Source organism: Neobacillus cucumis (assembly GCF_023715505.1).
Genome location: NZ_JAMBOH010000022.1, coordinates 14,475 through 29,409, shown reverse-complemented (window position 1 = coordinate 29,409; position 14,935 = coordinate 14,475). Strand labels below are relative to the sequence as shown.

The 14,935-nt window shown below is 40.8% G+C and carries 14 protein-coding genes and 1 other annotated feature; all 14 genes read right to left on the bottom strand.

Annotated elements, in window-relative coordinates; all coding sequences use genetic code 11:
* Window positions 1-90: 90 nt before the first annotated feature.
* The 14 genes from rpoC to M3226_RS23150 all read right to left on the bottom strand — a co-directional run bounded on the left by rpoC (window position 91) and on the right by M3226_RS23150 (window position 14,933).
* Window positions 91-3,690, bottom strand: a complete 3,600-nt coding sequence (rpoC, locus tag M3226_RS23215; RefSeq protein ID WP_251571045.1) for a DNA-directed RNA polymerase subunit beta' — start codon at window positions 3,688-3,690, stop codon at window positions 91-93.
* A 150-nt stretch (window positions 3,691-3,840) separates the two neighbouring features.
* Window positions 3,841-7,401, bottom strand: a complete 3,561-nt coding sequence (rpoB, locus tag M3226_RS23210; RefSeq protein WP_251571044.1) for a DNA-directed RNA polymerase subunit beta — start codon at window positions 7,399-7,401, stop codon at window positions 3,841-3,843.
* Window positions 7,402-7,655: 254 nt separating this feature from the next.
* Window positions 7,656-8,255 (bottom strand): class I SAM-dependent methyltransferase, encoded by a 600-nt coding sequence (locus tag M3226_RS23205; protein ID WP_251571043.1) that lies wholly within the window; start codon window positions 8,253-8,255, stop codon window positions 7,656-7,658.
* Between the two features lie 111 nt (window positions 8,256-8,366).
* On the bottom strand, window positions 8,367-8,729 hold the full coding sequence (gene rplL, locus M3226_RS23200; RefSeq protein WP_101645926.1) for a 50S ribosomal protein L7/L12: 363 nt from the start codon (window positions 8,727-8,729) through the stop codon (window positions 8,367-8,369).
* Between the two features lie 210 nt (window positions 8,730-8,939).
* Window positions 8,940-9,440 (bottom strand): 50S ribosomal protein L10, encoded by a 501-nt coding sequence (gene rplJ / locus M3226_RS23195; protein ID WP_251571042.1) that lies wholly within the window; start codon window positions 9,438-9,440, stop codon window positions 8,940-8,942.
* A 127-nt stretch (window positions 9,441-9,567) separates the two neighbouring features.
* Window positions 9,568-9,713: a sequence feature (ribosomal protein L10 leader region), on the bottom strand.
* Window positions 9,714-9,766: 53 nt separating this feature from the next.
* Complete coding sequence (gene rplA / locus M3226_RS23190; RefSeq protein ID WP_251571041.1) at window positions 9,767-10,465, bottom strand: 50S ribosomal protein L1; 699 nt, start codon at window positions 10,463-10,465, stop codon at window positions 9,767-9,769.
* Window positions 10,466-10,645: 180 nt separating this feature from the next.
* The gene (rplK, locus tag M3226_RS23185; RefSeq protein ID WP_141561102.1) at window positions 10,646-11,071 is read right to left on the bottom strand and encodes a 50S ribosomal protein L11; all 426 of its coding nucleotides are present in this window, start codon (window positions 11,069-11,071) and stop codon (window positions 10,646-10,648) included.
* Between the two features lie 248 nt (window positions 11,072-11,319).
* Window positions 11,320-11,853, bottom strand: coding sequence for a transcription termination/antitermination protein NusG (nusG, locus tag M3226_RS23180; RefSeq protein ID WP_251571040.1), 534 nt, complete (start codon window positions 11,851-11,853; stop codon window positions 11,320-11,322).
* Between the two features lie 184 nt (window positions 11,854-12,037).
* Entirely contained in the window at window positions 12,038-12,220 is a 183-nt protein-coding gene (secE, locus tag M3226_RS23175) for a preprotein translocase subunit SecE (protein WP_251571039.1), read from the bottom strand.
* Between the two features lie 55 nt (window positions 12,221-12,275).
* Window positions 12,276-12,422, bottom strand: coding sequence for a 50S ribosomal protein L33 (gene rpmG / locus M3226_RS23170; RefSeq protein ID WP_251571038.1), 147 nt, complete (start codon window positions 12,420-12,422; stop codon window positions 12,276-12,278).
* A gap of 115 nt (window positions 12,423-12,537) precedes the next feature.
* The gene (gene sigH, locus M3226_RS23165) at window positions 12,538-13,188 is read right to left on the bottom strand and encodes an RNA polymerase sporulation sigma factor SigH (protein ID WP_251571037.1); all 651 of its coding nucleotides are present in this window, start codon (window positions 13,186-13,188) and stop codon (window positions 12,538-12,540) included.
* 70 nt (window positions 13,189-13,258) lie between these two features.
* Window positions 13,259-13,768, bottom strand: a complete 510-nt coding sequence (locus M3226_RS23160) for an NYN domain-containing protein (protein ID WP_251571036.1) — start codon at window positions 13,766-13,768, stop codon at window positions 13,259-13,261.
* A gap of 2 nt (window positions 13,769-13,770) precedes the next feature.
* Window positions 13,771-14,514, bottom strand: a complete 744-nt coding sequence (gene rlmB / locus M3226_RS23155) for a 23S rRNA (guanosine(2251)-2'-O)-methyltransferase RlmB (protein WP_251571035.1) — start codon at window positions 14,512-14,514, stop codon at window positions 13,771-13,773.
* Window positions 14,511-14,933, bottom strand: coding sequence for a Mini-ribonuclease 3 (locus tag M3226_RS23150; protein WP_251571034.1), 423 nt, complete (start codon window positions 14,931-14,933; stop codon window positions 14,511-14,513). Before M3226_RS23150 ends, rlmB begins: the two co-directional genes overlap by 4 nt.
* Between the last annotated feature and the right edge of the window lie 2 nt (window positions 14,934-14,935).

Genomic DNA, 14,935 nt, shown 5'->3' with positions numbered 1-14,935 from the left:
TAATGTTTTGATTTTTTATTCAAACCAGCTATTGGTAATTAATATTCATAAATTCGGTACCTGCTTAATTGGCAGGTACCGAAAAATTAATTAATCAATTGCAACAGTTTCTTCAGACGTAGTATCGCGTAATACCGGCTCTGCTTTACGGTAACGCTGCATTCCTGTTCCAGCAGGAACCAGTTTACCGATGATAACATTTTCCTTCAAGCCGAGTAACTCATCACGTTTTCCTTTAATTGCTGCATCAGTAAGAACTCTAGTTGTTTCTTGGAAGGATGCTGCAGACAAGAATGAATCTGTTTCAAGTGATGCTTTTGTAATACCAAGTAGAACTGGACGTCCAGTGGCAGGTAGTTTACCTTCAAGAAGTGCCTTCTCGTTAGCATCAGTAAACTGATGAATATCAAGAAGTGTACCTGGAAGAACATCTGTTTCCCCTGCATCGCTGACGCGGATCTTACGCAGCATTTGACGAACCATTACTTCGACGTGCTTATCGCCAATTTCAACCCCTTGCATACGGTAAACTTTTTGAACCTCACGCAATAGGTATTCTTGAACAGAAGTAACGTCTTTTACTTTGATTAATTCTTTGGGATCAATCGAACCTTCTGTTAGTTCCTGACCACGTTCAACATGATCATTGATCGCTACTTTCAAACGGGCGGTATATGGGGCATTATAAGTACGAGATTCCACTTCACCTTGAACCACGATTTCGTGCTGGCGGTCACGGCCTTCATTAATCCCGACAACAATGCCTTCAATTTCAGAGATGACTGCTTGACCTTTAGGGTTACGCGCTTCAAAAATCTCTTGGATACGCGGTAAACCTTGGGTAATATCGTCTCCGGCAACCCCACCGGTATGGAATGTACGCATTGTTAACTGTGTACCTGGTTCACCGATCGATTGGGCAGCAATAATTCCGACCGCTTCACCGACTTCAACCTCTTGGCCTGTTGCCAAGTTACGGCCATAACACTTCTTACATACACCATGACGAGTGTTACATGTAAAGGCAGATCTGATTTTTACTTCTTCAATTCCTGCATTTACGATCACTTCTGCTAGGTCCTCAGTAATTAAGCCATTTTCAGGTACAATGACTTCTTTTGTCTCAGGATGTCTAATTGGTGTACGAGCATAACGGCCGATTAGACGTTCATCCAAACCTTCGATTATTTCTGTTCCATCTTTTAAGGCACTAATTAAGAAGCCGCGGTCAGTACCGCAATCGTCCTCACGAACAATGACATCTTGGGCAACGTCAACTAAACGACGTGTTAAGTAACCAGAGTCAGCAGTTTTAAGAGCGGTATCGGCAAGACCTTTACGTGCACCGTGAGTCGAGATAAAGTACTCTAATACTGTTAATCCTTCACGGAAACTTGATTTAATCGGTAATTCAATGATACGTCCTGCCGGGTTGGCCATCAGACCACGCATACCAGCAAGCTGTGTAAAGTTAGAGGCGTTACCACGGGCACCGGAATCACTCATCATAAAGATTGGATTTGATTTATTCAAGGACTTCATCAGTTTACCTTGAATAGTGTCTTTCGCAGCACTCCAGATCGCAATAACACGATCGTAACGCTCATCTTCAGTAATAAGACCACGTCTGAATTGCTTCATTACGTTATCTACTTTTTCTTGAGCCTCATGGAGAATTTGCGGTTTTTCAGGAAGTACGACAATATCAGCCACACCAACTGTTAAACCAGCTTTAGTTGAATGCTTAAAGCCTAAATCCTTCATGCGGTCAAGCATTTTTGATGTTTCAGTAATTTTGAATCGTTTAAAGACCTCAGCGATGATATTTCCAAGAATTTTCTTTTTAAATGGATCAATCAACGGCATTTCTTTAATTCTAGCTTTTACGTCTTCACCTTTTTCAATAAAATACTTGGCAGGTGTTTCGACTTCTAAATTATGCCTTGTCGGCTCATTAATATATGGGAATGACTTCGGGAGAATTTCATTAAATATAAGTTTACCAACCGTTGTCATTAATAACTTATTATTTTGTTCCTCTGTAAATGTTTCATTGCCTAATGAGCCAGCATGAACAGCAACACGTGTATGGAAGTGTACATAGCCGTTTTGGTAGGCAAGGATCGCTTCACTAGTGTCTTTAAAGACCATACCTTCACCAACCGTGCCTTCACGCTCTAGGGTTAAGTAATAGTTACCTAATACCATGTCCTGAGAAGGAGTAACAACTGGTTTACCATCTTTAGGGTTCAAGATATTTTGAGCCGCTAGCATCAAAAGACGAGCCTCTGCTTGAGCTTCAGATGATAGTGGTACGTGAACAGCCATTTGGTCACCGTCAAAGTCAGCGTTGTAGGCAGTACATACCAGTGGATGCAGACGAATTGCCCGTCCTTCAACAAGTGTTGGTTCAAATGCCTGAATCCCTAATCTGTGCAATGTAGGGGCACGATTCAATAGAACCGGATGCTCCTTGATAACATCTTCAAGTACATCCCATACATCTGGAGATACTCGTTCGATTTTACGTTTCGCAGATTTAATGTTGTGTGCCAATCCTTTTTCAACAAGCTCCTTCATCACAAATGGCTTGAATAGTTCAAGTGCCATTTCTTTAGGAAGTCCACACTGATACATTTTTAAGTTCGGACCTACAACAATAACGGAACGGCCGGAATAGTCAACACGTTTACCGAGCAAGTTTTGACGGAAACGCCCTTGTTTACCTTTAAGCATATGAGAAAGCGATTTTAACGGACGGTTACCAGGACCAGTAACTGGTCGGCCGCGGCGGCCGTTATCGATTAATGCATCAACTGCTTCTTGAAGCATACGCTTTTCATTTTGAACGATAATGCTAGGCGCACCAAGATCCAATAAACGCTTTAAGCGGTTATTACGGTTAATAACTCGGCGATAAAGGTCGTTTAGGTCAGATGTTGCAAAACGTCCCCCATCCAATTGTACCATTGGACGAAGCTCAGGCGGGATTACTGGAAGTACGTCCAGAATCATCCATGATGGTTCGTTTCCTGAGTTACGGAAGGCCTCGAGCACTTCAAGGCGTTTAATCGCGCGAGTACGGCGCTGGCCTTGTGCTGTCTTAAGTTCTTCCTTTAGGATGTCTACTTCTTTATTTAAATCAATATCAGAAAGAAGCTTTTTAATCGCTTCTGCCCCCATGGCAGCTTGGAATTTATTTCCGTACTTTTCACGATAGGCACGATATTCTTTTTCGGATAAAAGATGCTTTTTATCAAGTGGAGTATCACCTGATTCTGTCACAACATAAGAAGCAAAGTAGATAATTTCCTCTAAGGCACGAGGGGACATGTCTAATACAAGACCCATTCGGCTTGGAATCCCTTTAAAATACCAAATATGCGAGACAGGTGCAGCTAGCTCGATATGACCCATACGTTCACGACGTACTTTTGCACGTGTTACTTCAACACCACAGCGGTCACAAACGACACCTTTGTAACGGACGCGCTTATATTTTCCGCAATGACATTCCCAGTCTTTTGTTGGACCAAAGATTCGCTCACAGAATAAGCCGTCTTTCTCAGGTTTTAACGTACGATAGTTAATGGTTTCTGGCTTTTTCACTTCTCCGAATGACCATGACCGGATTTTATCCGGTGAAGCAAGACCAATTTTCATGTATTCAAAATTATTAACGTCAAGCAAGGGGCCTACCTCCCTTTCGATATCCAGGTTCTACCCTTATTAGAAAAGCGGAAGCGCACGTCTTAGCCCCGACCGGGGCTGTGCGCTGCAGCTAGACAATCATTTAAGCCGAAGCGCACACACATGTTGTGTGCGCTGCAGCTCGAGAAATTACTCTTTTGAACCTACTTTTTCAGATTCGAAACTTGGTGCATCTGGTGCGATGTTTAATGTGTCGACTTGTTGTAAGTCGTCATCATCTTCCGTATCTCGCATTTCAATTTCTTCTTCATCACCAGAAAGGATTTTTACATCCATACCTAAGCTTTGAAGTTCTTTAATTAATACTTTGAATGATTCAGGAACACCTGGCTCCGGAACATTTTCGCCTTTAACGATGGCTTCATATGTTTTCACACGGCCAACAACATCATCGGACTTAACTGTAAGGATTTCTTGAAGTGTATAGGCTGCACCGTATGCTTCAAGCGCCCAAACCTCCATCTCACCGAAACGCTGACCACCGAATTGAGCTTTACCACCCAACGGCTGCTGTGTAACAAGTGAGTATGGTCCTGTAGAACGGGCATGGAGTTTATCGTCAACCATGTGCGCCAATTTAATCATATACATGACACCAACGGATACACGGTTATCAAATGGTTCCCCTGAACGTCCATCATACAGCACAGTTTTGGCATCACGAGCCATTCCTGCTTCTTCAATCGTACCCCAAACATCTTCTTCCCGCGCACCGTCAAATACCGGTGTTGCCACATGAATGCCAAGGTATCTTGCCGCCATACCTAAATGGAGCTCAAGCACCTGACCGATATTCATACGAGATGGTACCCCTAATGGGTTTAACATGATATCTACCGGTGTACCGTCTGGTAAGTAAGGCATATCTTCTTCCGGTAAAATCCGCGAAATAACCCCTTTGTTACCGTGACGTCCCGCCATTTTATCCCCTTGGTGAATCTTACGTTTCTGAACGATATAGACACGTACAAGCTGGTTTACACCTGGTGGCAATTCATCGCCATCTTCACGGTTAAAGACTTTAACATCATGTACGATACCGCCGCCGCCATGTGGAACTCTTAGTGACGTATCGCGGACTTCACGAGCTTTTTCACCAAAAATAGCATGGAGAAGGCGTTCTTCTGCAGTTAATTCAGTTACACCTTTTGGCGTAACTTTACCAACAAGAAGGTCACCGTCTTTTACTTCTGCACCTGTACGAATAATACCGCGTTCATCCAAATTACGAAGAGCATCCTCCCCTACATTTGGAATATCACGGGTAATTTCCTCAGGTCCAAGTTTTGTATCACGAGATTCTGATTCATATTCTTCAATATGAATAGAAGTATAGACATCATCTTTTACAAGGCGTTCGCTCATAATGATGGCATCTTCATAGTTATAACCATCCCATGTCATGAAGGCAACGAGAACGTTTCGTCCAAGGGCTAACTCTCCCAATTCCATGGATGGACCGTCAGCTAAAATTTCGCCTTTTTTCACACGGTCGCCAACAGCCACGATTGGACGTTGGTTATAGCACGTACCTTGGTTCGAACGAATAAATTTCAACAAACGGTATTTTTTAAGATCGCCTTTTACTTCTTGGCCATCAACTTCTTTCACTTCACGAACCCAAACTTCACGGGCCTCAACATGTTCAACAATACCTTCCTGCTTACAGATGACCGCTGCACCGGAGTCTTTACCGGATACATATTCCATACCGGTACCAACTCTTGGTGCCTCCGGCTGCATAAGCGGCACTGCTTGACGCTGCATGTTTGCACCCATCAAGGCACGGTTTGAGTCATCATTTTCAAGGAACGGAATACACGCAGTCGCTGCAGAAACTACCTGCTTTGGTGATACATCCATGTAGTCAATTCGTTCACGTTTAACTACTGTGTTTTCACCACGGAAACGAGCCACTACCTCTTCATCGAGGAATGCACCATCATCACCAAGACGAGAGTTCGCCTGTGCAACTACATAGTTATCTTCTTCATCCGCTGTCAGGTAATCGATTCGGCTTGTAACCTTACCGGTATCTGGATCAACACGGCGGTATGGGGTTTCAATAAATCCAAACCGGTTTACCTTCGCATAAGATGAAAGCGAGTTGATCAAACCAATGTTTGGACCTTCAGGCGTTTCAATTGGACACATACGTCCGTAATGGGAATAGTGTACGTCACGTACTTCCATTCCTGCCCGTTCACGCGTTAAGCCACCGGGTCCTAATGCTGATAGACGGCGCTTATGAGTTAACTCAGCAAGCGGGTTTGTTTGGTCCATGAATTGTGATAATTGCGAGCTTCCGAAAAACTCTTTGATTGATGCAATAACCGGACGAATGTTAATCAATTGCTGCGGTGTAATGGTTGCAGTATCTTGGATAGACATTCTCTCACGGACAACACGTTCCATACGGGATAATCCAATCCGGAACTGGTTCTGCAATAGTTCACCAACAGAACGTAGTCGTCTGTTACCTAAGTGGTCGATATCATCTGTATCGCCTACTCCATGTAATAAATTAAAGAAGTAGCTAATCGATGCAATGATGTCGGCAGGTGTTATATTTTTAATTGGCTCAGCAACATATGCATTACCTAATACGTTAATAACCTTTTCATTTTCATCACCAGGTGCATAAATCTTAATGCCTTGAAGAATGATTTCTTCTTCTACTACACCACCAACAGGATTATGGCCTCTGAAATTAATATTCTTTTCAAGGGCAGGTATAATTCTGTCAAGATTTCTCCTATCAAGGAGGGTTCCCTTTTCTGCAATGATCTCACCAGTTTCAGGATCCGCAAGTGATTCGGCTAAACGTTGGTTGAATAAGCGATTTTTAATATGAAGCTTTTTATTGATTTTGTAACGACCAACGTTCGCTAGATCATAACGCTTCGGATCAAAGAAACGAGAAACTAACAAACTCTTAGCGTTATCAACTGTTGGCGGTTCGCCCGGACGAAGACGCTCATAAATTTCCAATAGTGCTTTGTCAACACCCTCTGTATTATCCTTCTCAAGGGTATTGCGGATGTACTCGTTATCACCAATCAATTCAATGATTTCTTGATCCGAACCAAAGCCTAATGCACGCAAAAGAACCGTAACGGGCAGTTTCCGAGTACGATCTATTCTTACATAAACAACATCTTTGGCATCTGTTTCATACTCGAGCCAAGCTCCGCGGTTCGGAATTACAGTCGCAGTAAAACCCTTTTTGCCATTTTTATCAAGTTTTCCACTAAAGTAAACGCTCGGTGAACGCACTAACTGTGATACTATAACGCGTTCTGCCCCATTTATGACAAATGTACCTGTTTCAGTCATTAGTGGGAAATCACCCATAAATACATCTTGGTCTTTTACTTCACCAGTTTCTTTGTTTACAAGACGTACTTTTACACGTAATGGAGCAGAATATGTAACGTCCCGTTCTTTAGATTCTTCTACAGAATACTTTGGATCGCCAAGGCTGTAATCAATAAATTCCAGTGATAGGTTACCAGTAAAATCCTCAATCGGTGAAATATCCTGAAACATTTCACGTAATCCCTCATCCAGAAACCATTGATAAGAAGAGGTTTGGATTTCAATGAGATTTGGTAATTCTAAAACTTCACTGATTCGTGCGTAACTTCTACGTTGGCGGTGTCGTCCATACTGAACTAGTTGACCTGTCAACTGATTCACCCCTCAAATCAAGCGTTTTTTAATAAATCTATTACGTCTAACAGTAGAACCAAAGACTCCACCAATTAGACAAAAAGAAAAAGGGTTTTTTACTAAAAACCACATTTTCACATTTTGATTATTATTTTGTCATCATTTCCTTATTATGCCGTTTTTATACTTAAGGTAAAAGTATTTTAAGGAATAATTCGGAAATTATTATGATGGCATTTTATAATGCTACCACAACGACAAATACGAGTCAACTATTTTTTAGCTTTAATAATAAAATAACCTTTGGATTTGTCAACGGTCTCCACATCAGAAAAAAGGTTTTTTAATTTTTCAATTGCAGACGGTGCTCCTTGTTTCTTTTGAATGACAATCCAAAGCTCACCACTTGAAACAAGATGCTCATAGCTTTGTTCAAAAATATCATGAACAGTCTGTTTACCAGCTCTAATGGGCGGATTTGTTATGATGGCTGCGAAAGTATCCTCTTTAACATTTAACAAGCGATCACTTTCATAGATGTCGACATTTGTAATCTTGTTTAAGGAGGCATTTTCTTTTGCCAGTTCAATCGCTCGTTCATTTACATCGACCATGTGGACAATGCGGTTACTAAATTCTTTTGCTATCGATAAACCAATGGGTCCATAGCCGCAGCCTACATCTAGAATGCTGCCTTCCACCTCTGGCATGATAAATGACTCTATGAGTATACGTGAGCCAAAATCTACTTCTCTTTTTGAAAAAACACCATTATCGGTTTTAAAACGAAAAGTATGCTTTCGCAATGTAAAGTCCCAAAATTTCGGATCACTTTCCACCTTTTGAGTTCGAGAATAGTAGTGTTCTGACATAAGCTCACCTCCGGAGAGTAGTAATTGAAGAATAAAAGAGGACTGGCGTAATTGTTAATTAATTTAAGCCAAAAAAAGCCCGCTTATGCAGCGAGCTTTTTTATAGTAGAATTACTTAACTTCAACGTTAGCTCCAACTTCATCAAGCTTAGCTTTGATTGCTTCAGCTTCTTCTTTAGCAACGCCTTCTTTAATTGCTTTAGGAGTGTTATCAACAAGGTCTTTTGCTTCTTTAAGACCAAGACCAGTGATTTCACGAACAACCTTGATAACTTTGATTTTTTGATCGCCAGCGCTAGCTAGGATTACATCAAATTCAGTTTGCTCTTCAACAGCAGCAGCTCCAGCTCCGCCTACCATTGCTACAGGAGCAGCAGCAGTTACGCCGAATTCTTCTTCGATTGCTTTTACAAGATCGTTAAGTTCTAAAACAGTCATAGATTTAACTGCTTCAATGATTTGTTCTTTAGTCATGATTAAGTTTCCTCCTTAGTTTTCGTTACGTTTTATTAGTGTTTAACGCTTAAAATTGTCCAGCTTCAGCTCCCAGCAGCTAGTGTCCTTCGCTCTTCTCCCTACGATAAGTCAACATCGGTTCGCTAACGCTCTCCGTGTTTCCTTTATCTCAGTTGAATTGCTCCAGGCCATACGCTGCTAAACGGTCGCTTCAGCTTTTCTATTAACTTACGCGCCTTGTTCTTCTTTTTGGTCTGCCACCGCTTTTGCAGCAAGGGCAAGATTGCGAATTGGAGCTTGTAGTACGCTGAGTAGCATAGAAAGCAAGCCTTCGCGTGATGGTAGATCAGCAAGAGCCTTAATTTCTTCAGCTGTTGCGACGTTACCTTCGATAACACCTGCTTTAAGTTCTAGTGCTTCGTGTTTTTTAGCAAAGTCATTCAAGATTTTTGCTGGTGCTACTACATCTTCAGTACTGAACGCAATTGCGTTCGGACCTGTTAACGCATCATTCAAGCTAGAAAGCTCAGCTGCATCAGCAGCACGGCGTACCATTGAGTTTTTATAAACTTTAAATTCAACGCCTGCATCACGAAGTTGTTTACGAAGTTCAGTTACTTCTGCAACTGAAAGACCACGGTAATCAACAACGACAGTTGATACACTTGCTTTTAACTTATCAGTAATTTCGTCAACTAATTGTTTCTTAATTTCGATTACACTGCTCATCTTTACACCTCCTGTAGATTATCTACATTTATACCAGGTAAAGTAAACTTGCCGACTGACAAGCCGTCAGGCGAGGACAAGGCATAGTTGCACTTATACAAATAATAATTTAGACAACAAATTTTTATTTGCCAAGTAAAAACCTCCACATCAATCGAGACATGGAGGCAGCATACAACAGCTGAATAATCAGCCGATTCTATATCGCTCTACCTCGGCAGGAAATTAAGCGAATATCGCACCTGCTGTCTACAGTACAAATGTTTTATTTTAAACAACAAAATAGATTATATAAAATATACTCTAAAATGTCAATTGGTAATAAATTACTTAGCTACAACAGTAGATGGATCTACTTTTACGCCAGGTCCCATTGTTGAAGATACAGTTACGTTCTTCATGTAAGTACCTTTTGCAGCTGCAGGTTTAGCTTTAAGCATTGTTTCGAAAATAGTGTTGAAGTTTTCAACAAGCTTTTCGCTTTCGAAAGATGATTTACCGATAGGAACATGAATGTTACCAGACTTATCTACACGGTATTCAACTTTACCTGCTTTAATTTCATTGATTGCTCTTGTTACATCAAATGTAACAGTACCAGTCTTAGGATTTGGCATTAAACCTTTAGGTCCTAATACACGACCAAGTTTACCAACTTCACCCATCATGTCAGGAGTTGCTACGATTACATCAAAATCAAACCATCCTTGTTGGATTTTGTTGATGTATTCAGAATCTCCAACATAATCAGCACCAGCTGCTTCTGCTTCTTTCACTTTTTCACCCTTCGCAAATACTAAAACGCGTTGAGTTTTACCAGTTCCGTTAGGTAGCACAACTGCACCACGGATTTGTTGGTCAGCTTTCTTAGGATCTACGCCTAAACGGAAAGCCACTTCAAGAGTTGCATCAAACTTTGTGAAGTTTGTTTTCTTTGCAAGATCAATTGCTTCTGCAATTGGGTATGCTTTTAAGCGATCTACAAGCTTTGAAGCTTCTAAATACTTTTTACCTTTTTTAGCCATTTTTATTTCCTCCTAGATTGTGGTTTTAGCGAATTATTCTCCCACGCCGAAAAGCCGAGGCACTTCTTATAATCATCTTATGACTTAAGTAATAGTGCCACTGCTAGACAGAACAAAGGTTGCGAGTATATTAAAATATCGCAACCCCCTCATTTTACCTTTGTGCTTCAGTAACATGGATTAGTCTTCGATAACGATACCCATGCTGCGTGCAGTACCTTCGACCATGCGCATTGCTGCTTCAACGCTAGCTGCGTTTAGGTCAGGCATTTTTTGTTCCGCAATCTCGCGTACTTTATCACGCTTTACTGTTGCTACTTTATTACGGTTAGGCTCACCTGAACCAGACTGAATTCCAGCTGCTACTTTTAAAAGAACGGCAGCAGGAGGAGTTTTCGTAATAAATGTAAATGAACGGTCTTCAAATACCGTAATTTCAACAGGAATGATTAATCCAGCTTGATCTGCTGTACGAGCGTTAAATTCCTTACAGAATCCCATGATATTAACACCTGCTTGACCTAGTGCAGGACCAACCGGTGGCGCTGGGTTTGCTTTACCAGCAGGAATTTGTAATTTAACGACTTTAATTACTTTTTTAGCCACGAGACACACCTCCTTAAAGTCCGTGATGTGGTAATAGGGACCTTTTGACCCCTCCCACTCATCATATGTCTTTATATATTAATCATAAAGAACTTAAAACATTGGTCTCGTCTCACATTGGAGACATACTGACCTATGAAATAGTAACACTTTTTTAAAATGATTTCAAGTTTTTTTACAATAACAGTTTATTTTCTTTTAAATTAGATTAATATATTCATCGAAACTACATCGTGCATTTCGGCTTTTTATAATTTTTCAATCTGTGTGAAATCTAGTTCTACTGGGGTATCTCGGCCAAACATATTAACAAGCACCTTAAGTTTTGCACGGTCCTTGTCCATTTCTTCAATAGATCCAGTAAAGTTCGCAAAAGGACCTTCCTTTACGCGAACCGTTTCCCCGATTTCATAATCGACATCCACACGTTTTTCTTCTACGCCCATACGCTTAAGTAATACGGTTACTTCTTCAGGCAGTAACGGTGTTGGTTTGGATCCTGAACCCGCTGAGCCGACAAATCCCGTTACACCAGGAGTATTACGGACGACATACCAGGAATCATCTGTCATCACTATTTCAACTAATACATAACCAGGGAACACCTTGCGTTTGACAACCTTCTTTTTGCCGTTTTTAATTTCTGTTTCTTCTTCTTCAGGTACAACGACACGGAATATCTTATCCGCCATGCCCATTGATTCAACCCTTTTTTCTAAGTTTGCTTTTACCTTATTTTCATAACCAGAGTAAGTATGAACAACGTACCAATTCTTTTCCATTTAAGAGGACTAGTTCGTCCGTCCCTCCCTCATTTTTGTGGAAATTTCAGTGCCTATTTACCTGCGTCTACCGACTCTAAAACGAACGTTTCCGCCTTTTTTAGACAAATTAAAAAACCCGTTTATACGGGTTTTAGATAAAACTTCCTTTATTAATTTCCATTATACCATGAATGATGACTAATTATTCAAGAATTATACGAATCAATTTTGAGATTCCTAAATCTAGAACAGCAAAGAACGCTGCGAAAAAGACTACTGTTGTTAAAACAGTAGCAGTTGAACGAATCAATTCCCCACGCTTGGGCCAGCTGACTTTTCTCATTTCACGGAATATATCACTGAAGAATTTCGTTATGCGCTGCATTATTTCGTAACCCCCAACAAACTTAAGTAAGCAATGCTAGTATCTATTTCTATATTTATTTTGTTTCACGGTGGATAGTATGGGTCGCACAAGTCTTACAATATTTTTTAAGTTCTAAACGTTCTGTTTGTGTTTCTTTGCCGGCTGTTGAATAATTTCGTGTGCCGCATTCCACACAAGCTAAGATGACTTTTTTGCTCATTTTTGTTCACCTAACTGTTCTTCTTGTGTATCACTAAAAATGTAACATGACCCCTATTTAATGTCAATAACTCCTAAAATACATTAATAATATTGACAAATAATGTTTTTTTACCCTACAACGAAAATTCTCGGATTTCCAGATACCGCTCTAGTTTTCGCTTTACACGCTGCAGGGCATTATCGATGGATTTCACATGACGTTTTAGTTCTTCAGAAATTTCCTGATACGATTGGCCATCTAAATATAGTGCCAATACCTTTCGTTCTAGGTCACTTAATAATTCAGTCATTTTTACTTCTATCTGATCGAATTCCTCTTGATTAATGATTAATTGTTCCGGATCCAGCACCTTGGTACCCGATAAAACATCCATTAATGTGCGGTCAGATTCTTCATCATAAATAGGCTTGTCCAATGATACATACGAGTTTAACGGAATATGCTTTTGCCGTGTTGCTGTCTTAATTGCCGTGATAATTTGGCGGGTAATACATAGTTCAGCAAACGCTTTAAAAGAAGTCAGCTTGTCCTCACGAAAGTCACGAATCGCCTTATATAAGCCAATCATTCCTTCCTGGACAATATCTTCTTTATCTGCTCCAATTAAAAAATAGGATCTTGCTTTTGCACGCACAAAATTACGATACTTGTGAATTAAATAATCCAATGCTTCACTCTCACCTTGGTGTACCAAGTCAACAATTTCCTCGTCTTCCATTACGAAAAAATGTTCGTTAATCCTTGTTCCGAAGTCCGTATTCAAAGTAGATCCCCTCCACCGAACATGCATACATATTACTAGTATACATTAGAAAAATTTTGAAGTCGAGAGCTCATTTTTTGTCTCTGCGCCATTTTTCAAAAATTTCAGCCATTTCATCACTAATCGCTATCTTCGAGGCAGGTTTTTTCTCTTGAATCTTTTTAACTTTCTTTTCTATTCCTTTTTCAACGGAGGACATTTCAATCAACAATTCACGTGCGGACTTTCTTAATGCCCCTTGTCCAAATATCGCCCATTGCTCCGTAAAATCGGAGGTTGCTACGTGGATTTGTGTTCTTCGGTTGCTTAAGCTAATCGCCATTTTTTCAATCCGCTCGTCGGCCGTTTCATTTTCCTTTGTAAAGATGACCTCTACCTTATGATTTTTATACTTTTTCTCTATTCCTTGTACATAATAGGCATCAAAAACAACAATTACACGAAAACCAGAGTAGGCTTGATATTCGGCCATTTTTTCGATTAGTCGATCCCTTGCGGCCGGCAGGTCCCTATCCTTCAATGCTTTTAGTTCTGGCCATGCTCCAATAATGTTATATCCGTCGACAAGCAGGATGTCCATAACTACCTGCCGAGCGGATGACGTTTGCGATATACCTCATACATGAGCAGGGATGCAGCAACAGAAGCATTCAGCGAAGTTACTTTTCCAGCCATTGGCAAATGGATGAGAAAATCACATTTTTCTCCGATTAACCTTCCCATTCCTTTCCCTTCACTGCCGATCACTAAGCCAAGTGGAAGTGTCCCATCCATTTGACGGTAATCTTCTTTTCCCTTCGCATCAGTTCCAGCAATCCATACGCCCCGTTCTTTCAATTCGTCGATCGTTCGTGCCATATTCGTTACTCGTACCACAGGTATATATTCAATTGCACCTGTTGATGCCTTTGCAACAGTTGCGGTTAATCCGACGGCTCTGCGTTTTGGAATAATTATTCCATGTGCTCCGACAGCATCCGCGGTTCTCATAATAGAACCTAGGTTGTGGGGATCTTCTATTTCATCCAGCAGTAAAAAGAACGGTGCTTCATTTTTCTTCTCTGCCGCAGCAAACAAATCATCTATTTCTGCATATTGGTAAGCTGCCACATAGGCAAGCACACCTTGATGATTTTCCTCCGATATTTGGTCTAACTTTTTCTTTGGAACAAATTGTACAAGGACATTAGCTTCTTTGGCTAATTGCGTAATCTGCTGCATTTGTCCTCTTTGTGAGCCTTCAGCAATTAATATTTTGTTAATATCCCTTTCTGATTTAAGTGCTTCAATCACCGGATTTTTTCCAACGATGTATTCTTGACTCATATGGACATGCCCCCTTTCTCATCTACATATTTAAACGCCGTCTCAACAAGCTCTTCTAATCGTTCTAATCTTCCTTCTAAAAATAAATATCCCATTAACGCTTCAAACGCGGTGCTATATCGGTAGGTTTGGACATCTGTATTTTTAGGGACCGTTCCTGATTTTGCATTTCTGCCGCGCATGACAACAGCTGTTTCCTCCTCATTCAAGAGCTTCTCATCCATCATTTGAAAGAGTATTTGGCACTGTGCCTTTGCTGATACGTATCGTGTCGCAAGCCGGTGCAATTGATTGGGCCTTACCTTGCCACTATACAGGAGATGCCGTCTTACATATGATTCAAAAACGGCATCCCCCATATAAGCAAGGGCAAGACTATTCAATTGTTTGGCATCGACATTATTCTCATAGTCAAGCATGT

What these genes read in the sequence shown, in the direction of transcription:
- M3226_RS23205 (WP_251571043.1), bottom strand. Translation starts at nt 8,255, where the DNA reads ATGTCAGAACACTACTATTCTCGAACTCAAAAGGTGGAAAGTGATCCG.
- rplL (WP_101645926.1), bottom strand. Translation starts at nt 8,729, where the DNA reads ATGACTAAAGAACAAATCATTGAAGCAGTTAAATCTATGACTGTTTTA.
- rplJ (WP_251571042.1), bottom strand. Translation starts at nt 9,440, where the DNA reads ATGAGCAGTGTAATCGAAATTAAGAAACAATTAGTTGACGAAATTACT.
- rplA (WP_251571041.1), bottom strand. Translation starts at nt 10,465, where the DNA reads ATGGCTAAAAAAGGTAAAAAGTATTTAGAAGCTTCAAAGCTTGTAGAT.
- nusG (WP_251571040.1), bottom strand. Translation starts at nt 11,853, where the DNA reads ATGGAAAAGAATTGGTACGTTGTTCATACTTACTCTGGTTATGAAAAT.
- secE (WP_251571039.1), bottom strand. Translation starts at nt 12,220, where the DNA reads ATGCAGCGCATAACGAAATTCTTCAGTGATATATTCCGTGAAATGAGA.
- rpmG (WP_251571038.1), bottom strand. Translation starts at nt 12,422, where the DNA reads ATGAGCAAAAAAGTCATCTTAGCTTGTGTGGAATGCGGCACACGAAAT.
- M3226_RS23160 (WP_251571036.1), bottom strand. Translation starts at nt 13,768, where the DNA reads ATGGACATCCTGCTTGTCGACGGATATAACATTATTGGAGCATGGCCA.
- rlmB (WP_251571035.1), bottom strand. Translation starts at nt 14,514, where the DNA reads ATGAGTCAAGAATACATCGTTGGAAAAAATCCGGTGATTGAAGCACTT.
- M3226_RS23150 (WP_251571034.1), bottom strand. Translation starts at nt 14,933, where the DNA reads ATGCTTGACTATGAGAATAATGTCGATGCCAAACAATTGAATAGTCTT.